At 37.8% G+C, this 19,635-nt stretch carries 21 protein-coding genes and 5 pseudogenes; 17 read left to right on the top strand and 9 right to left on the bottom strand.

The features are described from left to right. Window positions 1–147, top strand: a pseudogene (locus tag ACY3LV_RS07220) (IS3 family transposase); the annotation flags it as partial. Between the two features lie 81 nt (window positions 148–228). Here the strand turns inward: ACY3LV_RS07220 and ACY3LV_RS07215 are convergent. Then, window positions 229–495 carry a hypothetical protein gene (locus tag ACY3LV_RS07215; protein WP_010789291.1) on the bottom strand — a complete coding sequence of 89 codons (267 nt, stop codon included), beginning with the start codon at window positions 493–495 and terminating at the stop codon, window positions 229–231. Window positions 496–519: 24 nt separating this feature from the next. Beyond that, window positions 520–1,320, bottom strand: coding sequence for a Hook-associated protein 2 (locus ACY3LV_RS07210; protein WP_464863580.1), 801 nt, complete (start codon window positions 1,318–1,320; stop codon window positions 520–522). A 298-nt stretch (window positions 1,321–1,618) separates the two neighbouring features. On the opposite strand from ACY3LV_RS07210, the pseudogene ACY3LV_RS07205 reads away from it, so the two are divergent. Further along, window positions 1,619–1,904: pseudogene (locus ACY3LV_RS07205) on the top strand (sigma-70 family RNA polymerase sigma factor); the annotation flags it as partial. After that, a pseudogene (locus ACY3LV_RS07200) lies at window positions 1,882–2,424 on the top strand (peptidoglycan recognition protein family protein); the annotation flags it as partial. The pseudogenes ACY3LV_RS07205 and ACY3LV_RS07200, both read left to right, overlap by 23 nt. 29 nt (window positions 2,425–2,453) lie before the next feature. Here ACY3LV_RS07200 and ACY3LV_RS07195 read toward each other — a convergent pair. From ACY3LV_RS07195 to rapE, 5 genes are all read right to left on the bottom strand, one after another. After that, on the bottom strand, window positions 2,454–2,741 hold the full coding sequence (locus ACY3LV_RS07195) for a hypothetical protein (RefSeq protein WP_014664698.1): 288 nt from the start codon (window positions 2,739–2,741) through the stop codon (window positions 2,454–2,456). 13 nt (window positions 2,742–2,754) lie between these two features. Beyond that, the gene (locus ACY3LV_RS07190; RefSeq protein WP_464863579.1) at window positions 2,755–4,680 is read right to left on the bottom strand and encodes a ribonuclease YeeF family protein; all 1,926 of its coding nucleotides are present in this window, start codon (window positions 4,678–4,680) and stop codon (window positions 2,755–2,757) included. A 113-nt stretch (window positions 4,681–4,793) separates the two neighbouring features. Then, window positions 4,794–5,207: a CDI toxin immunity protein gene (locus ACY3LV_RS07185; protein WP_464863578.1), complete on the bottom strand. Its 414-nt coding sequence runs from the start codon at window positions 5,205–5,207 to the stop codon at window positions 4,794–4,796. A gap of 109 nt (window positions 5,208–5,316) precedes the next feature. Then, on the bottom strand, window positions 5,317–5,451 hold the full coding sequence (gene phrE, locus ACY3LV_RS07180; protein WP_014114495.1) for a phosphatase RapE inhibitor PhrE: 135 nt from the start codon (window positions 5,449–5,451) through the stop codon (window positions 5,317–5,319). Continuing rightward, window positions 5,441–6,568 carry a response regulator aspartate phosphatase RapE gene (gene rapE / locus ACY3LV_RS07175; protein ID WP_333561541.1) on the bottom strand — a complete coding sequence of 376 codons (1,128 nt, stop codon included), beginning with the start codon at window positions 6,566–6,568 and terminating at the stop codon, window positions 5,441–5,443. The genes phrE and rapE overlap by 11 nt, the downstream gene beginning before the upstream one ends. A gap of 625 nt (window positions 6,569–7,193) precedes the next feature. On the opposite strand from rapE, the gene ACY3LV_RS07170 reads away from it, so the two are divergent. The 12 genes and pseudogenes from ACY3LV_RS07170 to ACY3LV_RS07115 form a co-directional block, all read left to right on the top strand. Beyond that, a complete protein-coding gene (locus tag ACY3LV_RS07170; RefSeq protein ID WP_172850659.1) occupies window positions 7,194–7,853 on the top strand; it encodes a helix-turn-helix transcriptional regulator in 660 nt (219 codons plus the stop codon). An 11-nt stretch (window positions 7,854–7,864) separates the two neighbouring features. Beyond that, window positions 7,865–8,239 (top strand): RidA family protein, encoded by a 375-nt coding sequence (locus tag ACY3LV_RS07165; protein ID WP_333561542.1) that lies wholly within the window; start codon window positions 7,865–7,867, stop codon window positions 8,237–8,239. 75 nt (window positions 8,240–8,314) lie between these two features. Then, window positions 8,315–9,418: a threonine synthase gene (locus tag ACY3LV_RS07160; protein ID WP_333561543.1), complete on the top strand. Its 1,104-nt coding sequence runs from the start codon at window positions 8,315–8,317 to the stop codon at window positions 9,416–9,418. Between the two features lie 43 nt (window positions 9,419–9,461). Further along, window positions 9,462–10,436: an asparaginase gene (locus ACY3LV_RS07155; protein ID WP_333561544.1), complete on the top strand. Its 975-nt coding sequence runs from the start codon at window positions 9,462–9,464 to the stop codon at window positions 10,434–10,436. A gap of 21 nt (window positions 10,437–10,457) precedes the next feature. Then, entirely contained in the window at window positions 10,458–10,847 is a 390-nt protein-coding gene (locus ACY3LV_RS07150) for a RidA family protein (RefSeq protein WP_333561545.1), read from the top strand. Then, window positions 10,844–11,950: a D-TA family PLP-dependent enzyme gene (locus ACY3LV_RS07145; RefSeq protein ID WP_464863577.1), complete on the top strand. Its 1,107-nt coding sequence runs from the start codon at window positions 10,844–10,846 to the stop codon at window positions 11,948–11,950. The genes ACY3LV_RS07150 and ACY3LV_RS07145 overlap by 4 nt, the downstream gene beginning before the upstream one ends. Before the next feature lie 71 nt (window positions 11,951–12,021). Beyond that, on the top strand, window positions 12,022–13,272 hold the full coding sequence (locus ACY3LV_RS07140) for an alanyl-tRNA editing protein (RefSeq protein ID WP_464863576.1): 1,251 nt from the start codon (window positions 12,022–12,024) through the stop codon (window positions 13,270–13,272). Between the two features lie 604 nt (window positions 13,273–13,876). Then, entirely contained in the window at window positions 13,877–14,101 is a 225-nt protein-coding gene (locus ACY3LV_RS07135) for an AAA family ATPase (protein WP_464863575.1), read from the top strand. A gap of 46 nt (window positions 14,102–14,147) precedes the next feature. After that, window positions 14,148–14,444, top strand: a complete 297-nt coding sequence (locus ACY3LV_RS07130) for a hypothetical protein (RefSeq protein ID WP_333561549.1) — start codon at window positions 14,148–14,150, stop codon at window positions 14,442–14,444. Window positions 14,445–14,453: 9 nt separating this feature from the next. Continuing rightward, window positions 14,454–15,692, top strand: a complete 1,239-nt coding sequence (locus tag ACY3LV_RS07125; RefSeq protein WP_333561550.1) for an AAA family ATPase — start codon at window positions 14,454–14,456, stop codon at window positions 15,690–15,692. A gap of 245 nt (window positions 15,693–15,937) precedes the next feature. Continuing rightward, window positions 15,938–16,116, top strand: a pseudogene (locus ACY3LV_RS07120) (hypothetical protein). Continuing rightward, window positions 16,074–16,178, top strand: a pseudogene (locus ACY3LV_RS07115) (recombinase family protein); the annotation flags it as partial. The pseudogenes ACY3LV_RS07120 and ACY3LV_RS07115, both read left to right, overlap by 43 nt. Before the next feature lie 113 nt (window positions 16,179–16,291). On the opposite strand, the gene sigK reads toward ACY3LV_RS07115, so the two are convergent. After that, the gene (gene sigK, locus ACY3LV_RS07110) at window positions 16,292–17,020 is read right to left on the bottom strand and encodes an RNA polymerase sporulation sigma factor SigK (RefSeq protein WP_013308023.1); all 729 of its coding nucleotides are present in this window, start codon (window positions 17,018–17,020) and stop codon (window positions 16,292–16,294) included. A gap of 201 nt (window positions 17,021–17,221) precedes the next feature. On the opposite strand from sigK, the gene nucB reads away from it, so the two are divergent. Continuing rightward, window positions 17,222–17,632, top strand: a complete 411-nt coding sequence (gene nucB / locus ACY3LV_RS07105) for a sporulation-specific Dnase NucB (protein ID WP_333561551.1) — start codon at window positions 17,222–17,224, stop codon at window positions 17,630–17,632. Between the two features lie 32 nt (window positions 17,633–17,664). Here the strand turns inward: nucB and ACY3LV_RS07100 are convergent, their stop codons facing one another. Beyond that, window positions 17,665–18,387, bottom strand: coding sequence for a YqeB family protein (locus ACY3LV_RS07100; protein WP_333561616.1), 723 nt, complete (start codon window positions 18,385–18,387; stop codon window positions 17,665–17,667). A gap of 349 nt (window positions 18,388–18,736) precedes the next feature. On the opposite strand from ACY3LV_RS07100, the gene gnd reads away from it, so the two are divergent. Then, entirely contained in the window at window positions 18,737–19,630 is an 894-nt protein-coding gene (gene gnd / locus ACY3LV_RS07095; protein WP_333561552.1) for a phosphogluconate dehydrogenase (NAD(+)-dependent, decarboxylating), read from the top strand. The last annotated feature ends 5 nt before the right edge of the window (window positions 19,631–19,635 follow it).

Here is a 19,635-nt window from a genome sequence, read left to right as displayed (position 1 = left end):
ACGTTCTATCTTAACAGCATTGATCGAACCACGACCGCCATCGTAGAACGCACTGTCAAAGAATACATTTATTATTAAAACAATATTCGAATTCAAACGAAACTAAACAGCCAATCACCGATAAACTATCGGCAATTGGCTGTTTGAAAGGTGTTTTGATCCCTGTCTCAAAAACGGGGGTCAGTCCCAAAAAAACGGGTTTTTTTGTATATGTTAGAGTGGCGTTAACTATTCTTCATCTTCAAAGAAACCGAATAGTTTTTCTTCATCATATTCATATTTACGTCCTAGATTATCTGTATCTCTTTCGTGCTGTAACAGAACTTTATAGTTTTTTCCCTTTGAGGATTCGTTTTCAGTAACACTTAGAACGGTAACTTTATCGTTTTCATAGGTCTTTGCAAAAAGTCTAATCTCCTCAATTGTATCCTTTAAATCTGTCTCATCACCATTAAAAAAGTCTAAAGATACTTCAGTTGTATATTTTTCAATCATGGCTAGCTCCCCGCTAAAAATGTTCTAGTTCTTAAAGGATAACGGAAATTGTGTATTTTTACTACTGTCTGCTGTATTAATAATGACACGATGATGAGTCGTAGAGGTGTCTTTTGTGCTGATGTTTTTATTAAATTGCTTTCTATAGAATGTCCGCCAAGGACCACCTTTATCACGAGAAGACCAAGCTTGATCAGGCTGTGTCATTGTTAATCTTCTCAGTTCAGCAACATCTACATTTTTTCCATATTGAGTTCTATTACTTGTAGATTTTCGACTTGCGTCATACTTGTGTCTTTTATACGCATGTTCACTTATAAAATCTTTTTTTATCGTGCCACCATTCTTTTTATAAGGAACATTTTTAGTGATTTTAGGTTTTTTCGGTTTAGGCTTCGGCTTAGGTTTTGGCAACTTTTTAAGGATTTGAAACTGAGGTGATGCCTTTTCTTGATTGGTAACGGCTGTTGTAATTGATGATGATTTTTCTTCTGTATCTGTTAAAGATACTGAGGTTAATTTGTTGTTATGTACAACTAAATTTAACTTTAGAATTGTGGTTTTGTTATCAATATTAGTATAGAAATAATTTACTTGGTTCGTGGAATTTGGACTAAAATCGCTTGAATTGAATAATTCTAATAACTCTTCCTCAGTTATAAGCTTTTTGCTGTTTTTATCAACAATTTTATCTAAGCCGTTAATTGTTGATTTTTGGAGATGCGCACCCTCTACTCCTTTTGCTTTGACTTCATTACCGCCATCAATAGCAAATAAAGAAATAAGTAGACTGAAAGTAAGTATTGTCAATAAAACTTTCTTCATATTTTTCCCTCCCTTTTATCTGTTACTCAAGTATTATAACGTAATCGACAAGAAAAAAAAGTATTTTTATCATAAATTTTCAATTGATTGAAAAAAATGATAAGAGGAGGGGTGAGGATTATGCTTTTCAATATAAGAAAAGATTGATTGAATGATATAATATTAATAGATTTGCGAACAAAGTTATTTCTATCTAAGTCCAAGACGGAAAGCCTGCGGACACTGAACTACAGCATTTATGCTGTTAGTTTGGTGTCCTTTTTTATTTGTTTAAAAAGGAGAAAAAGAGGTTCATCGATTGCAGAGAGTACTCTATGGTTCAACAATTCCATGAAAAATTGGGGTTTTGCACAATATGGGATTAGAAGAGTCAGGCTGAGTTGCGGCAAATGAATATGCGAGAGGAACGTCTTTTCAAACGTCTCAAGTATTATGATGAACGAGTATATGCAGTGGAGATAGGCGCAGAAAAAATCAAAGGAGAGCAGCATAAAGTCATTTATGATTGTATGATGGAGGGAATGAGCTACAGTGCAATAGGTCTTCACCTTGGCATTTCAAGAAATTTGTTACAGCAAGTCAGGAGGTCCTAAATATAAGGCAGCAGAAAAACTCGCTATTAAGTTTGTGGCGCAGTTGCTCAAAGAGCGAGGCTGGGGTATTGATCGTGTCCGCAAGCATCAAGACTGGAACGGTAAGTATTGACCGCATCGTATTTTGTCAGAGGGAAGATGGAATCAAGTTAAGGCTGCCATTGAAAAAGAATTAAAGTCGCTAGGTGGCAAAACAAGCTCAGACAAAACAAGTGCAACTAAAAAGAAAACAACAAACTCAAGCAGCAAAAAAACATCATATGCGCTGCCTTCCGATATTTTTAAAGTGAAGAGCCCAATGATGAAAGGCTCGTCTGTCACACAGATTCAAAAAGCGCTGGCGGCTCTTTATTTCTATCCGGATAAAGGAGCTAAGAATAACGGAATTGACGGTGTGTATGGACCGAAAACTGCAGATGCAGTTAGACGATTCCAGTTAATGCATGGCCTTTCTGCTGATGGAATTTATGGACCTAAGACTAGAGAGAAAATTGAAGCGTTAATGAAATAAAAAGTTTTCAAGAGGCCTTTTTTATAATATTAATCCTCAATATTTTCGATTACCTGTCTAACCATCTCATGGATTTGGTCAAACTGCCATTCTATATCACCTATTACTAAATGTAACTGTAGTAATTCAGAAGTTAATTTTTCTTTATCTTCAATTTGACTTAAGTTAGCTAAAATTTTATTCATTCTTTCATCTATTTGCGGAAGTTCTTTAATATTTTCCTCTTCTTCTAAAAGTTCTTCTGTTGAAATTAATGTACTATTATATTTTTCATTTAATTCTTTTAAAGCACTAAAGATTTTATCAATATTTTTCATCTATCATAACCACCTATTTTAATTTTCTTCCAATGGCATTCTTAGTCTTAACTTCGTTCAATGTTCCATCCAAATTCAACACTACTCTTAAATTTCCTCTTTTATCGAAAACTTCTAAATGATCCTTGTGCAAATTATCTAAATAAAATCTATCGCCTTTTTTCAGATACGGATTATCTAATTTTTTATTAACTTCATAGATTGATTGGCCTTGGAATTGATTTTTTGTTTTTGTAACATTGTTTTTTATACTTTTTCCAAATCCATCATTAAAAAATTCTTTCATATTCGATACTGATTTAGCTTCACTGGTTACCTTACTACTATTAGCATTCCCCTTAGAACCATGATCAAAATTAAAAGACTTTTTAATTTGTTGAATTGTATCTTGTCCAGATTTTTGTAAGTTTAGCACATTTATAGGAACATCACTAGCTAACAGAAGTTCTTTAGCAAAAGGATTTGGTATTGACTCTAAACCTCTTTTTAAAAGTTCCCCAAAATCTTTGGTGTCTTTTATTACTTTTTTTGATGCAGACTTACCAACATTTCCGGCGCTGTTTAATCCTTTTTTACCCGACTTGCTGGTTCCCTTCTCTGCGACTCTCCCGACCTTTGAAACGACGGATCCACTCTTTGTAACAGCGCCACCGCCACCTGATATGAATAAGCTGGCTACATTTAAAGTGAAATATGTGGTGTAGTGCGATTGTGAATACATATCTCCGTGTACAAAGTTTTTGTCCCAGCTTTCTTTTACCTCATCCCAAGTAGAATCCCAAGCTTTTTTATAGTCGAATTCAAAAACGGACTTTATCGTTCCTTTTGGATCTAAACCGAGATCGATCCCGAATTTTGCAATTCCTAAAAGTCCTTCACCAGTTTCCTTCGAAAAATCATAATATGCCATTTGTTTGCCTTTATAGTATTCATATACTGGACCTAGATATTTTTTACCCGCTGCATCTATAGGGGCTAAATATTCTTTAACTGTCTTCTCTGTATCATCTATACCGGCTAATAGACCTTCATATACACCGTCAATCTGTTCTTTCAAAATATCCTTGGTCGCTCGAAGAGGATTATCCCAAAACTCGAGGGATTTAACATACTCCTGTTGTTCAGTGGTGAGGTTGTCGTATCCAATCTCTTTAGCAACTTTTAGATACTCGTCAGGATCATCAACCAACGTATTGAGCTTTTTCTGTAATTCTTTGATTTCCCGTTCTTTTTCTTCTTTCTTTTTAATCGTCAAATAAGCCTCTGTACGTTTCTCAATATCGCCTTTTTTCTTATGTATATCACTCTCACGGTACGCCTTGGCGTTGTAGTGAAGAGGCGTAGCGTTTTTGCCTTTGCCCGTTGCTTCTTGGAGCTTTTGGAAGTCTGATTTGATGAATTGTTCATTAGGTTCTGACAGGGCATATTCTGTCAGTAAATCTTCGTCAAGATCACCTAGTTTTTCAATTGTTTTTTTGCGTTTGTCATTGGCCTCCGCAAGCTCATCCTTGAAGGTTTCTGTTGAAAACAAGTCGAGCGGGAGGATGTCGTCAATGTCGTTTAGGATGTCTTTCATGGCTTTTTTCTGTTCAGACATGATGGATTTTGATTTTTTATGGGCGTTAGCCAGTTCATGTTCTAGAAAAGATTCTTCAATATAAGCATCAGAGAGACCTTTGTCCTCGACAGCTCCAGCAATGCTGTTAAAGAATGCGATTTTCATGTCAATGTAGTCGATCCATTGATCAGTGACACCAACATGATCGTGATAGAATGTTTTAATGTTATTAGCGCCTTTACCTGAGAATTCGCTGTCGTCCAGTTCAGCGACGCTTTGTAAAGCTTTTCTCAAGTTAACCATTTGCGTCCTTAGCTCTTTATATTCTTTGGCGCGGTCTGTAGCTTCAGACATAAGTGTTTTAGCTTCAAAGACTTTCATAATCATACCCTCTTATTTGATCGTATAACAAAATATTACCTGGAAGAATGATGAAACTAACTGTTATGTGGATCAAAGGATGGAAATGAATCATTAGGTGTGTGTCACTTTACCTATTTCCGAATCTTTTCAATGAAAGGGGACTTTCCAATTGTAACATCGCCATCATGGAAAAATTCGATAACGTAGCCAGATTCACTAAACATAAAAGTATCTGAACCAAAGGCAGTTACATCATCAATTACGTTTAATGCATGCTCAAGACTGGTTTTTAATGCTGGCTGTTCTCCGTAACCCCAAAGAATGATAATGTTTCTATCTTTAAAATGGTGTTTAGCTAGCCACTCGTCAATCTCTTCCTCGTAATCTATAGATTGGTGACAACAAACTTCTTCCCACTTGATTCGTCCCCAAGATGTAAAGGGAAAACTGTTTGAAAGTAGTTCATAATATTTTGCCGTTAATTCTTCTGATAAGATTACTTTGTTTTTCCCTAGAGCTTCTAAGCATTCATCAAATAAGTCCAAAATTTTCACCTCAAAAGCTTTATGTATGATGGATTTTTTCAGTATTAGAAATAAGAAAAAGCCGTTATGAAACGGCTAAAGGGAATTAGAACTAATGTTGTTTATCGAATCAAACAAGGAATTCATGAGTAGGTGCTAGAGTTACATTTCGGGATGCTTCCTTCATTTCGCCATTAGACATAGATCCGAAAAAGGCAAGTCCAATTAAAACGGCGGATAAACTGATAAACAATTTAGATTTCATACATGCATTCCCCTTTCGATATTTGCTTTTGAGCATATACCATCTTCTTGAAACAGATGATACTATCCTCTATTTTTCCATTATAATCGAAAAGGTTGCCTCCTAACAATGCCAGCTCTTCCAGATAAGGGTATCCTTTGCCGTTCTCTAAACGAGAGAAAATGTTGAGGAGTTTAGGTGTATCGCCATTTCTTATATAAAGAACGTCTAATGCTTCAAATAAGTTCATAAAAAGATCGTCTTTAAAGTCTACAGCGCTTCTAATTCCTTTGCGGAAACACTCCAATGCCTGTTCTTTTTTGCCTTGTTTAAAATAAATCAACGCTAGATCATGATAGGCCTGTGGAAGTACGTCAGAGTTTATTTTTCTGTATTGAACCAAGGCTTGTTCGATGTAACGTGCAGCCTTATTTAAGTTGTCCATTTTGTGATAGCAATTGCCGAGATTGAAAAACGCAGTGGCATAGATGTGAGTATTTTTACTTTTAAGCAGCTCGGCACCTTTTAAAGCTTCTTGAAGGTGGGGGAGAGCTTTTTCATGATTTTCAAGGTCATCGTAGTTACCGGCAATGACAAAATGGCACTGAATACGCCGAACAGAATAAAGTTCATGTTTTTTATAGATATTGTATGAAAGTTCAGCGTAGTGCATTGAGATATGAGTCATTTTCATATGATAATAGACTTCGGATAACTTAAAATAAAACTCAGCTTTTTCAATCTTGTCGGAGATCGTTGGAATTTTGCGTTCAGCTTTTTTGTAATATGTAATGGCCTTTGTGTATTCACCGTTTCTAAACTCATACATCCCGCGGAAGAAGTTATAATAATATGCCCGCATATTGTCTAGTTTTTTCTTATGCCCTTCTATTTTATTTAAATATTCTGAAAGTTCCATTCGATTTTCATCAGATGGCAGCGTGTATTCCAACATAATTTTATGGCGAAAGGCCATCAATTGATAATAAATAAGCAAATCTTGATCTTCTTCCATAATCTCTATATCACGTTCTATTTCAGCTTTTAACATTTCAGCATCAGTAACGTTGAATTTTTGAATATGCCTATGCCATTCATTAATCTTCATTCCCACTTCAGCTGATGTGATTGATATCAAGATATTCACCCTTCCCTTAACTCTACTAGTAATGTAAATATTAACAAGTTTTCGTTCGCAGAAAAAGGCAATAGGGCACCGCAATTTAAATTTTCGGTGAGACCGCAATAACTTTTTGGTTCTCATGGAGAATCTGTGCGATGGGGAATTAGGTGGTGTTGGAGATTAGTTCATTAAAAAACTCACTTCGTAGATAAGATAGACCTTCAAAAGCTGGTTTTAAAATTGCAGGAGATCATATTTGGGACTAATGGGAAGGGGAAGAACCTTCATTTTTTTAATTGGACGGATTAAAAACAGTGCCCATATTATCTTGAATAAAAAATGATTCAAATAAAATACAGGCTTTTGTAACTGATCCACTTTATTGAGGAGCTCGATTTAGATGAAGATACCGAAGCATTTGGTATCTTTTTTGTTGTTAGAGTTATTAATTCTCCTTTAGGATTTCATGCCAGGGCACCAATGAAATTGGCACAACAATTTTAATAACCGAGATTATTTACTGGGGAAAGAAGAAGGGTTAATCTAATCATATAAAAAAATATATTTTTCTTTCATTTTCATATAAAAAAATATATAATAAAATCGATTTAAGGAAAAGTGAAAGTTAGGTGTTTAGGGTTTGACTGAAGCAAAACAGATATTAAAAAGTTATATACCATTTGCAAAAACGATAGGGGAAATGTTTGGGCCAAATTGTGAAGTCGTCATTCATGATTTGACAACACCGCAGTCTTCCGTCATTTTTACAATGAACAACCATGTGACGGGAAGAGAGGTTGGCCAATCCTTTGATCACTTAGTGAGAAAGGTTCTTTTATCCAACGAATTTAAAGGTGATTACTTAGCAGGATATGAAATCCAAACAGATGATCGGAGAACAATAAAATCATCGACTACCCTCATTAGAGATGGCCACCAGCAGGTGATTGGGGCATTTTGCATCAACTATGATATGAATGTCATGATTCAAATGAAAGAAGTACTAGATGCATTTATACCTGGCACTGAAAAGAACAATCAAATACAAGCTCCAAATACGGTGGAACAGGAAGCTTCCATTCAGAATGTAGAAGAGATCACGAATCAGTTAATTGAACAAATTGTAGCGAACCGCAAACATTCTCTGATGAAACGCCCGGAAAAAATCGAGCTGATTAGATTTATGGATGAAAAGGGGATATTCCTCATGAAAGGTGCGGTTGATAAAGTGGCAGAACAATTAGGCATTTCAAAGGTAACTGTCTATAGTTATTTGGATGAAGTGAAAAAAAGACAATAGGAGTGAGTAGAGTGGAGAGTATTTTTGAGGCAGGGAATTTAAAATCGAACGGTCATTATGCCTTAGCTGTGATTCATCAAAACACGGTCTATGTATCAGGGCAATTTGCCATTGATCCAATCACGCAGGAAAAGAAATTTGGCACCATTGAAGAAGAGACTTTGCAGGTATTGTCAAATATAGAGTATATCTTAAAAAAAGCCGGCAGTCATAAAGGAAAAATTTTAAAGATAACCTTATATCTTCACGATATCAATTTGTTAGACCGTGTTGACAATGTCTGTCAGGTTTTTTTTCACGATTATCGCCCAGCACGGTCAGTTGTTTCGACGAACGAGCTGCATTACGGTTTTCAGGTTGAAATTGAAGCAATCGCCAGTCTGTAATATATTTTTTTGTCTAAAACATATAAAAAAATATATAAAATATAAAAAAATATATAATAGGAGGGTCTAAAAATAATGGAACAGTATCAATGTCATTCTTGCCGTACGAAATACAATGTGTCTGAACAGGTGTGGAAATGCCAGTGTGGCGGAGTGTTAGACCTTGTAAAAGAAAAAGTAGAATGGTCCGATTCAAAAGTGCTCAAAGATATTCCTTCTATGTGGAGATATATTGATGCTATGCCATTTGATCGCGACTCCGCCATATGGAGCGGCATCACTATGGGGGAGGGATACACACCTTTAATCGTGTTAGACAGCGGGGAGCCGAACACTCTTGTGAAAGTGGACTATATGATGCCTACTTTGTCTTTTAAAGATCGCGGTGCTGCTGTATTAATAGCTAAGGCAAAGGAGCTGGGAGTGAAGCATGTGATAGCTGACAGCAGTGGAAATGCAGGGACATCTATTGCAGCTTACGCCAAGCGGGCTAACATCGCATGTGACATATTTCTTGGGAAGGGTACATCGCCTAAGAAAATCGCGCAGGTGAAAGCGCATGGGGCCAACGTTCGCGAAATTGAAGGCACAAGAGAAGATGTGGCCGAAGCAGCGCAAAAGGCTGTGAATATAGAGAAAAAATTCTATGCAAGTCACGTTTTTAATCCATATTTCTATGAAGGAACAAAAACGTATGCCTTTGAGATTTGGGAACAAATGAATGGAGCGCCGGATACGCTTATTATTCCAGTTGGCAATGGTACGTTATTACTTGGGGTTTACTATGGATTTAAAGAATTACTAGAGAACAAATGTATAGACAAAATGCCAAGACTGGTTGCGATACAGGCAGAGAATTGTGCGCCGTTAGCAAAGGCATTTATCAACAATCAACAAGTTGCTCAACCCGTCGAAAACAGGGGAACACTTGCAGAGGGCATCTCGATTGCCAAACCGGCAAGATCTGCTCAAATATTAGAAGCAATCCGTGCCACAAAAGGTCAAATCATTACAACCAATGAGGAAGAGATTCTAAAAGCTCGTACAGCATTAGCAAGTAAAGGCTTTTATGTTGAGCCAACAACAGCAGCTAACTATGCAGGATATTTAAAATACGATCATTCTTCTGATGAAAAAATCGTGATTCCATTATGCGGGGCTGGGATTAAATCTAATTAGGAACGAAGAGAGAAACATTTCATATGAAAATGGGGGAGTTATCATGGAAAACAAGAAAATCATTTTACTGAGTACCGGCGGTACAATTGCAAGTAAGCCTGATCCTGAAACAGGTCTATTAGAAGCAGGTGCTATGACAGGTGAAGAGCTTTCTGAAATGTGTCGACTGCCTTCTCATATAGAGATTGAAATCAAGTCAGTCTTTCAAATGTCAAGCAGTCATATGACTTTTCATCACCTTGACATTCTGAAGCAAAATATAGAGAGTTTCTTCCGGAATGAGGATGTTGCCGGAATTGTGATATCGCATGGAACAGATACCCTTGAAGAGACTTCGTATTTCCTTGATCTGGTTATTTCTGATGAAAGGCCGGTCGTGTTAACGGGGTCACAAAGAGGACCGACACTTGAAGGTACAGATGCATTTGTGAACCTAAGACAAGCTTTCTTATTAGCGGCACATCCTGATGCGCGAGGCTTAGGGGTAACAGTGTTGTTTAATGAGAGGGTCTTTGCTGCTCGATATGTGAAAAAACAGCATGCGTCAAATGTTGATGGTTTTTTCTCTCCGAGATTCGGTTATTTGGGAACGGCTGATCAAGATGAGATCGCAATTCATCAAAGATTAATCAAGCGTGAGACGTATCAACTAATTCAACCATTGCCAAATGTAGAACTTATTAAGTGTTCACTTGGATCAGACGGAAAGTTTATAGATTATGCAGTTAAGTGCGGAAGTGCAGGAATCATTATTGAGGCGCCGGGAAGAGGGCATACGGCTCCAGCAATATTAGAAAGTGCAAAGAAAGCCGTAGAGAAAGGGATTCCTGTCGTTCTGACAACAAGTGCTGACGAAGGTGAAGTCAAGGGAGTATATGGATTCAAAGGAAGTGCTTCAACATATGCAGATGCCGGAATTATACTAGGCGGCAGCTATGACAGTAAGAAAGCAAGGATCAAACTCGCTGTTTTGCTGGCTGCTGGACAGAAGATTGATGAGGCTAGCTTTAAATATTAAGAATAATAGGGGGAGATTATATTGAAGCCTGTACACACTAAGTATTCAACACGGGATGGGGGCCATTACGTGCCAGCTATGGAACACAATGATGTTCTCTATATTTCAGGGCAGTTGTCGATGAATCCGGAAACGGGGGAAATTCCAGCTGGGGGCATAAAAGAAGAAGCAAAACAGGCATTGGCAAATATGGAGCTTGTCCTCAAGGAACGGGGGTTAGCCAAGGAAGATGTGATATTATGCAGACTTTATACCCCAGATGTAAAGTATTGGCCGGATATCAACGAGGTTTATGCTCATTTCTTCGGCAATCATAAACCGGCAAGAGTAGTTGTTCCATCAAATCATTTATATGCCGGATGTCTGGTTGAAGTTGAAGCCATTGCAGCGATAAAGGAGGAGGTACAATGAATTATATAGAATTAGATACACCAGCTCTTTTAATCGATAAAGACGTGATGCAAGGCAATATGAAGTATATGCAAAATTACGCTAATGAACAGAAAGTAAACTTACGACCTCATACAAAAACACATAAAATGCCTAAATTAGCTAAACTACAAGAGGAAATGGGAGCTATAGGAATCGCTGTGGCGAAAGTAGGAGAAGCTGAAATAATGGCCAGAAATGGTTTGAAGGATATTTTTATTGCAAATGAGATTGTTGGGAAATCAAAGATTGAACGTATTAAAAAACTATCTGAAACAATTGATATCTCCTTTGGTATTGATAGTGTGCATCAAGTGCATGAGATTGAAGAAGTATTTGAAGGAGCCACAAAGAAAGCTCAGGTGTTAGTGGAAATTGAAGTAGGAGAACAACGCTCTGGGATTATTGAAGAACATGATTTTCGTACTTTATTAGAATTAATCAAAACGTGTAAAAATGTCGAGCTTAAAGGAATCTTCTCACATGACGGGCATTCTTATAAAGCGAAAAGTATAGAACATTGTAAAGAGCTTTATAGAGAGAGTGTAGAACGAACATTACATTTTGCTCGAATAGCGGAAGAAATGAACCTTAAGCCGAAAGTAATTAGTATTGGCTCTACCCCTCCCTTCATGTTTAAGTTTGATATTCCAGAAGGAGTTACAGAAATTAGACCTGGTACTTACATTTTTATGGATGCCTCACAGGCAAATGTAATTGGTACGTATGATCGCTGTGCAGCTTCTGTACTCACAGCCGTGATTAGTAAACCAACAAAAGAACGAGTCATTACAGATGTAGGGGCAAAGGGAATTACTGCCCAAACACGAAGTGAAGGGCTTACAGCAACCAAAGGGCTTGGTCGTATCAAAGAATACGAGGGCGTTTACATTCATGGCGTATTCGACGAACATGCTATTATTTACAATGCAGACTTTAGAAACCAAGTGAATATAGGAGATAAGGTTCAAATTATTCCTAATCACATTTGTCCGGTTGTTAATTTACATGAAAAAGCCTATCTAGTCTCTAATGGAGAAGTTGTAGACGAAGTAGACATTGAGGCTAGAGGCAGACTTCAATAATTAAAGCATGGAGAGCCTTATTAAAAATATCCATAACGTATTTGGAAAACTTCATAAATAAGGGGAGAGGCATGAGCATACGTAATCATAAACTATTTTACAAAGATCCCTATCTAAAAACGTTTGAAACGAAAATCTTGGAACAACAACAGGACAAAAAAGGTGATGTTTACATTACCTTAGAGAAAACAGCCTTTTATCCAACCGGCGGTGGCCAGCCACATGATATAGGCACATTGAACGGAGTCAAAGTTTTAAACGTTGAAGAGGTAGATGGAGAAATTCGTCATTATATAGAAAGGGCTTTACCACATTCAGATGATAAGGTCGTTGGGGTTATTGACTGGGAACGACGCTTTGATCACATGCAACAGCACACGGGTCAGCATATTTTGTCAGCGGCATTTGCGCAGTTGTATGATATTCATACAGTTGGATTTCATCTTGGAAAAGATATAGTTACCATTGACCTTGACATATCAGATTTAACAGAGGAAATAGTAGGAAAAGCAGAGAAGCTTGCAAATGACATGATAATGGAAAATAGACCAATAGTTACAAAGTGGATAGAATATGATGACTTAGTAAATTATCCAATTCGTAAAACCCCATCTGTAAAAGAAAATATTCGTCTTGTCATTATCGATGAATTTGATTATAACGGATGCGGTGGAACACATCCTAGTGCTACAGGGGAAGTCGGAGCAATTAAAGTATTGAATTGGGAAAGACAAAGAAAAAAAATTCGTTTGTATTTTGTATGTGGTAATCGGGTAATAACCCAATTCGATCAAAAACAAAAGGTAATGGTTGAATTGACTGGATTGCTTAATCGTCCTGAAGGGGAATTAAGTGAAGCTGTAAAACGTTTACTTAAAAATGTAAAGAAGCTAGAGAAAGAGCTTCTAGAATCTAATGAAAAAATAATTCAGTATCAAGCCAATGATTTATTAGCCAAAAGCACAATTCAAAATGATACTGTAGTCATTATAGAAACCTTTTCAGATCGATCGATCCAAGAACTTCAAAAGCTAGCAAAAATGATTGCCGACCGAGAAAAAAGAGCCCTTATTTTTCTTTTATCAGAAAACCATAATCGCTTCCAACTGGTTTGTGGGCGAGGATCAACAAATAAAATGGACATGAGAACCCTTATGCAAGAAAGCCTTTCTCTTATTGATGGAAAAGGGGGAGGAAATAAAACGTTAGCTCAAGGTGGAGGGACTGCGTCATTAACAAAAAAGGAATTTCTGAGGAACGTTATTAACATTATAGCTAAACAAATAAAGTCAGAGGAAATACGACATTCGATTAAAAAGTAACTTCTTTAACTTAATATAAGGACTCAAAATAAAGAATATGAAAAGTGTTGAAATTTATGAATGACTTTTGTGTAAATATTCCTTTAGAGAAAGAAATTTCTGGGAAAGTCCAGATAGAGAACATTAATTAGCTGCAGTAACTATTTGATACCTATGCTAATTATTCAGTAACTCATTTACAGTCTAAAAACAGTGCCCGTTTTGTGCCCAAAATGAATATAAAATGGTGTAAATGAGTGTAATGAATGACACTAAATGCTTGAAATGCCGGGCTTTTGTAACTGATAACACACTCCACTTTATTGAGGGCCTAGTGGGTGAGTCAATTCCTCACACGGTCTGAATCCCTGTGCATCAAAGATTTAATCTGTCCATAATATTCACTTATTTAAAGAGAGAGGATATCGGCGATTATATCGCATCATCTTGTTCTCTATCAATTAACTAGATGTAGGATCCACAGACATAAAGACATATTAATGAGTGATTCTATCGAATCACTCATTTTTTGTAGAAAAAACACATCTAATTAACTGTTTTTGTGAAGGGAAATGGCATTTTTTGCAGAAATTTATAATGGTTGTGGAAAAAATGGGGATAGGGGTTGGCGATTATAAATCTTTCATATTTAAGCGTCAGTAATTTTAGAAGTATAGAAAAAATAGAAGTTGATTTATTTGACTTTACAAGTTTAATAGGGCCTGACAACTGTGGAAAATCTTCAATAATACGAGCGATCGAAATTTTTCTAAACCAATCTAAACCTAGTATTGATGAGTGGAGAAAAGGTTTTGAAAATGAAGAAATAATATATAGAAGGTGTATTTGATAATATCTTAGACTGGGAAAGGGATACTCCTGGTGTTGCGGGGTTGGTGAATGATGGTAAAATAAAACTTCGGCTAAGAGCTAGTTTAAAAGATGGCAAGGTGGAAAGTTTCTATGAAGCATACATAAAACAATACGAAATTAATGGATTTCAGGAGAAGTGGAGCGAGAATTCGCATACAATCAAACAAATAGCTACTTCATTAGGAATTGACGGAACAAAATGGAGGACGAAAGCGAATAGAGAAAGAGTTAAAGAGGAGATAAAACAAACAAATCCAGAGTTAGTGACTCTCTCTGAAGAGGATTGGACTTCTGAAAATATTAGTATTGCCCCAGCTTAAAAGCAGGCTTTGCCTAATGCAGTAATAATTCCAGCTGTTAAAGATGCTTCAGATGAACTAAAACCAACCAATACTACGATTTTTGGTACACTTTTAAAACAAATAATCTTACCTGCTATTCAAAATATGAACGAATATAGAAACCTGATGGAAAATGTTGAACTCCTTTCTAAAAAGTTATCCGGTGAATTAGAAGAAGAGACACCGATTATCAGTCAATTGACCAACGATATTTCAAATAGAATGTCTTCAATCATTGAATCTAAGATAAAGTTTGCAATGTCCACTCCCGATACAAATAAATTCGTTGGAAATTATACAACCCTATTAATGGACGATGGCGTAGAGACAACGATTGAAAGACAGGGACATGGCTCTCAGAGGGCCTTAATATTTGCCTTAATTGAAGTTCTTGCTAACCATTCTTCAAAGAATACTTCAGAAGAAATGATTAGGTCTACTATTTTACTCTTTGAAGAACCTGAATTGTACCTTCATCCTCATTTAATGATTAGATTGAAAAATGCATTGAAATATATATCAAAGCAAACCCAGTGGCAAGTATTAATCAGCACTCATTCTCCTTTTTTGATTGATGTCGTAGAAAATCCAATGTCACTAGCTATTTTAAATAGAAAAAATTCAAGTGAAGCCCCATATATCAATCAGTTAAAACAAGATCCTTTTGAAAAGGGTATCAATATAGAAAGTGAAAAAAATGCTCTAAGAGCTTCTTTGGATTTTCACCCTACAGTTAATCAAGCTTTCTTTGCAAAAAGAGTTGTTTTAGTTGAGGGCGATACTGAAAAAAGTTTATTTAATCATAGATTAAGGGTTCATGAACATTATGAAATATCTGAGGAAGTATTTAATACTACAACAATTGTTTCTTGTGGAGGAAAATGGACTATTGTGCCTTTTGCAAAATTGCTAAAAGCATTTAAAATTCCATTTAGGATCGTACATGATTGCGACAGAAAGGATAGGACAGATGAAGAATTGGAGTCTATTAGGGGCATAGACCCTTATAAGGCTAATGAACAGATTAGAATTGCAGCTGATGGAGAACAAATTTTCTTAGTTGAAGATACCCTAGAAAATCTCCTTTGGGAGAAGGGGACTAAGATTCCTTCAAAAGATAAACCCTTTCGAACTTGGAAAAGGATAAATGATCTTATGGAAAACCGAGAAGAATTAGAGAAATTTCCTAGGTTGAAGGATTTATTTGATTTTGTATATAAATGGTGAAATTATCTGCGGGTTCATGAAAGGTTTAACCAAACAGCCAATTATCATTCATAGTAATTAGTGTAGTAGAAAGGATTAAGATTATCCAGTGTGAATATCTATACTGAGTATATAAACAAAACACCGATTATTTCATCTTCGGTGTTATTTCTTATTTGCTCTCATATTTACTGTAGTTTAATTTAAAATATCCTCATTTGGACAAACTGCTGTTACATAGCATTACCCAAGGGGTGATGCATTTTATGAAGGTAATAATCATCGAGGGACCGCAAGCTGACAAATGCATTAACGATTGCTATCATTTTTTAATAAAACTTTATAGAAAGGAGATCCAGGGTGAGAGCAATATATGTAAGGGTATCGACCGAGGAACAAGCGATCAAGGGATCGAGTATCGACAGCCAGATCGAGGCCTGTATAAAGAAAGCAGGGACTAAGGATGTGCTGAAGTATGCAGATGAAGGGTTTTCTGGAGAGATTATCAGTGATAACAAAAATGATGTTCATAACTCTTTGGATATATTCTTTCTCTATTTCTTTTAAGAAACTTTAGTAAAATAGAGAAAGCCGGAATATGAGATCCGGCCTCTTCTACATTATTTCCCCTTCGCCTTCTTCCGCTTTTCCTTCTCTGCCCGATAAAACTCATGAAACATCTTCATCAGCGCCCGCTTTTCAATCCGCGACACATAGCTGCGCGAAATACCAAGTTCTTTGGCAATCTCCCGTTGCGTTTTTTCCTTCTTCAAATCAAGCCCAAACCGGCCGACAATCACTTCCTTCTCACGATCATCTAAAATGTCAATGTATTGCTTCACTTTTTCAAGCTCCATATTAAGCTGGATCGTATCAATCACGTCTTCATTTTCTGATTTCAAAACGTCGATCAGGCTTATTTCATTCCCTTCTTTATCCTGCCCGATCGGGTCATGAAGGGAGACGTCTTTTTTTGTTTTTTTCAATGCGCGCAAATGCATGAGGATTTCGTTTTCAATACACCGCGCGGCATACGTCGCCAGCTTTGTCCCTTTTCCGGCGGAATAACTTTCAATTCCTTTGATCAGCCCGATTGTTCCGATGGAGATTAAGTCCTCTGCATCCTCACCTGTATTTTCGAATTTTTTCACAATATGGGCGACCAAGCGAAGATTATGCTCAATCAGCATGTTCCTGGCATGTTCATCCCCTTTAGCCATGAGCTCTAAGTATTTTTTTTCCTCGCTGCTTGAGAGCGGTTGTGGAAAGGCATTGTTTTTCACGTAAGATACTAAAAAGACAAGCTCTTTAACAACAAAGCCGAGCGCTGCGAAAACACCTGTCACCATCGTCACCTCCACAAAAGTATGTAGGCTAAAGCCTATATGTAAATGTATGTAGGCGGGAGGCTGTCTGTGTCTGTACCGGGAAATTTCTCGCAGGGGAGCTTGGGCTTTTGTGAGAAGCATACGAACTTCAAATTTTAAATATAATTTTTATCAGACTCCCATACATTGAAATGAACAAAAAATGTGTATGGGGGGATGGGAATGAAAAAGTGGATGGCAGGCCTGTTTCTTGCTGCAGCAGTTCTTCTTTGTTTTATGGTTCCGCAGCAGATCCAAGGCGCTTCTTTGTATGACAAAGTGTTGACTTTTCCGCTGTCTCGTTATCCGGAAACAGGGGATCATATTAGAGATGCGATTGCAGAGGGACATTCTGAGGTTTGCACCATTGATAGAGATGGAGCAGACAAAAGGCGGGAGGAATCATTAAAGGGAATCCCGACGAAGCCGGGCTATGACCGGGATGAGTGGCCGATGGCGGTCTGTCAGGAAGGCGGCGCAGGAGCTGATGTCCGATATGTGACGCCTTCTGATAATCGCGGGGCCGGCTCGTGGGTAGGGAATCAAATGAGCAGCTATCCTGACGGCACCAGAGTGCTGTTTATTGTGCAGTAGTAAAGAAGAGGCTCTATCTTGAGCCTCTGTTGTTACAACCCTTCGCCGTGCTGAATTTTCGGGGGATAGGTTTCTGCTTTTCGCCAATATTGGCGTGTGTCTTCGTGCCGTACAACAATGCCCAGCTGTGCCAGTTCGAGACGGAATTCTTCAATATCGTCTTTTTCTTCGTCCTCCAGCGCTTTGTGACGAGCTTTTAATAAGGCATGGGCGCCTTGCGATAGGTCTGGTGCATCAGGAATCCATCGGCGAAATTGATCTTTAAACGGATCACCATCTGCTGCCCATTCGTAATGATGCTGTCTAAAGGCCTTCTCAACGTTTACTGGTTTTTCATCAATTTCTTCCCGTACCAATTCATATCCGGCTGTTCCTAGGAGGACAAGCCGTTTGTAATCCATAAACACAAGAGCGATGTCACCGGAACGAATCGTTTGCACTTTCTTTCCTTTGATTAATTCCACTGTGTCATTTGTAATTTTTACAGACAGCAGCATTGCAATAACAGAATGAGCGAACCAAATTCCTGCAGACACGCCAAGCAGCGCAGTGATAAATGCAGCTGGTGATCCCTGAAAAGAGGAGACCAGCCGGAGCGGTCCTTCAAAAGGAATCCACGGGAGGGATAATGTCCATTTTGCAAACTGCGGGATAAAATACCCGATCGCAAAGCCGATGATTGCAAGTGCAGCATATAAAAAATAAACAGCAGTTTTCGTAACTCCAACAAAAGTGTGAGATTGATACTGCAATATGTCACCTTCTTTATTTGAAAAAATCGTATTCTCTTCCCATATTTTAACTTAAAAACATGGTAAATCAAGGATGAATTGATGTTTTTTTGATATAAAAGAAAAGCTCAAAAAATGGGCCTAGAACAGTCGGAAACAATAGCGCCCGGGGTACACAAGACACGCAGCTGAAAGTCAAACCGCTTAAAGCTGTTTCGGAAAAAGAAAAGCTGATGCTAAAGAACATACAAATCACAAAGGATGAGGGAACGGTAAAATCCTTTTTGGCCTCATATGTTTTTATACGTATCTCATTACAGTTCACAGGGAACATAAAGAGTAAAGGCTTTTTAAACAATCAGGAGGAACTGACATGAAAATTGGATTAATCGGGTTAGGAAAAATGGGCATAAACATAGGAAAGCAATTCATTGACCGCAAACATCAAGCTGTCGGGTATGATGTGAATCAAGCGGCTGTTGATGAACTGAAAGCCTATGGGGCTGAGGGGACAACGAATCTAAAAGAGTTGGTTTCTTCATTAGACACGCCGCGTATACTATGGGTTATGGTGCCGCATGGCGTTGTCGATGCTGTTTTGCGTGATGTGGCGCCTTTATTAAGCAAAGGCGATATTATCATTGAAGCCGGAAACTCTCATTATAAAGAATCGATTCGCCGCCACAATCAAATGAAAGAAGCGGGTATCCATTATCTCGATGCCGGAACGTCGGGCGGAATGGAAGGCGCGCGCCATGGTGCCTGTTTTATGATAGGAGGAGACCCTGAAGCATGGGAGATTGCAGAGCCGCTGTTTCGGGATACTGCCGTCGAAAACGGATATCTTTACGCTGGTGAGGCGGGAAGCGGACATTTCTTGAAAATGATTCATAATGGCATTGAGTACGGAATGATGGCCGCGATTGGTGAAGGATTCGAAGTGCTTGAAAACAGCCAATTTGATTTTGACTACGAAAAGGTTGCCAGAGTATGGAATAACGGCTCTGTCATTCGCTCTTGGCTTATGGGGCTGACTGAGCGAGCTTTCTCTAAAGATGCGAGGCTGGATCAGATCAAAGGTATCATGCATTCCTCAGGTGAAGGAAAGTGGACGGTGGAAACAGCGCTTGATCTGCAGACAGCAACTCCGGTGATTGCCATGTCGCTGCTGATGAGATACCGTTCTTTAACAGATGATACGTTTACAGGAAAGGTCGTCGCTGCGCTTCGAAATGAATTCGGAGGCCATGCGACAGAAAAAAAGTAAGGGGA

The organism is Bacillus sp. 11C (assembly GCF_055486375.1).
Note: the sequence above shows the minus strand (reverse complement) of the source record. Positions and strands in the feature narration are given on the sequence as shown.

Bases quoted from the DNA above. Each gene is read 5' to 3' on its own strand.
- sigK (WP_013308023.1), bottom strand. From the start codon at position 17,020: ATGGTGACAGGTGTTTTCGCAGCGCTCGGCTTTGTTGTTAAAGAGCTT.
- ACY3LV_RS07215 (WP_010789291.1), bottom strand. From the start codon at position 495: ATGATTGAAAAATATACAACTGAAGTATCTTTAGACTTTTTTAATGGT.
- ACY3LV_RS07190 (WP_464863579.1), bottom strand. From the start codon at position 4,680: ATGAAAGTCTTTGAAGCTAAAACACTTATGTCTGAAGCTACAGACCGC.
- ACY3LV_RS07140 (WP_464863576.1), top strand. From the start codon at position 12,022: ATGAGCATACGTAATCATAAACTATTTTACAAAGATCCCTATCTAAAA.
- ACY3LV_RS07160 (WP_333561543.1), top strand. From the start codon at position 8,315: ATGGAACAGTATCAATGTCATTCTTGCCGTACGAAATACAATGTGTCT.
- ACY3LV_RS07145 (WP_464863577.1), top strand. From the start codon at position 10,844: ATGAATTATATAGAATTAGATACACCAGCTCTTTTAATCGATAAAGAC.
- ACY3LV_RS07210 (WP_464863580.1), bottom strand. From the start codon at position 1,320: ATGAAGAAAGTTTTATTGACAATACTTACTTTCAGTCTACTTATTTCT.
- nucB (WP_333561551.1), top strand. From the start codon at position 17,222: ATGAAAAAGTGGATGGCAGGCCTGTTTCTTGCTGCAGCAGTTCTTCTT.
- ACY3LV_RS07195 (WP_014664698.1), bottom strand. From the start codon at position 2,741: ATGAAAAATATTGATAAAATCTTTAGTGCTTTAAAAGAATTAAATGAA.
- phrE (WP_014114495.1), bottom strand. From the start codon at position 5,451: ATGAAATCTAAATTGTTTATCAGTTTATCCGCCGTTTTAATTGGACTT.
- ACY3LV_RS07155 (WP_333561544.1), top strand. From the start codon at position 9,462: ATGGAAAACAAGAAAATCATTTTACTGAGTACCGGCGGTACAATTGCA.
- gnd (WP_333561552.1), top strand. From the start codon at position 18,737: ATGAAAATTGGATTAATCGGGTTAGGAAAAATGGGCATAAACATAGGA.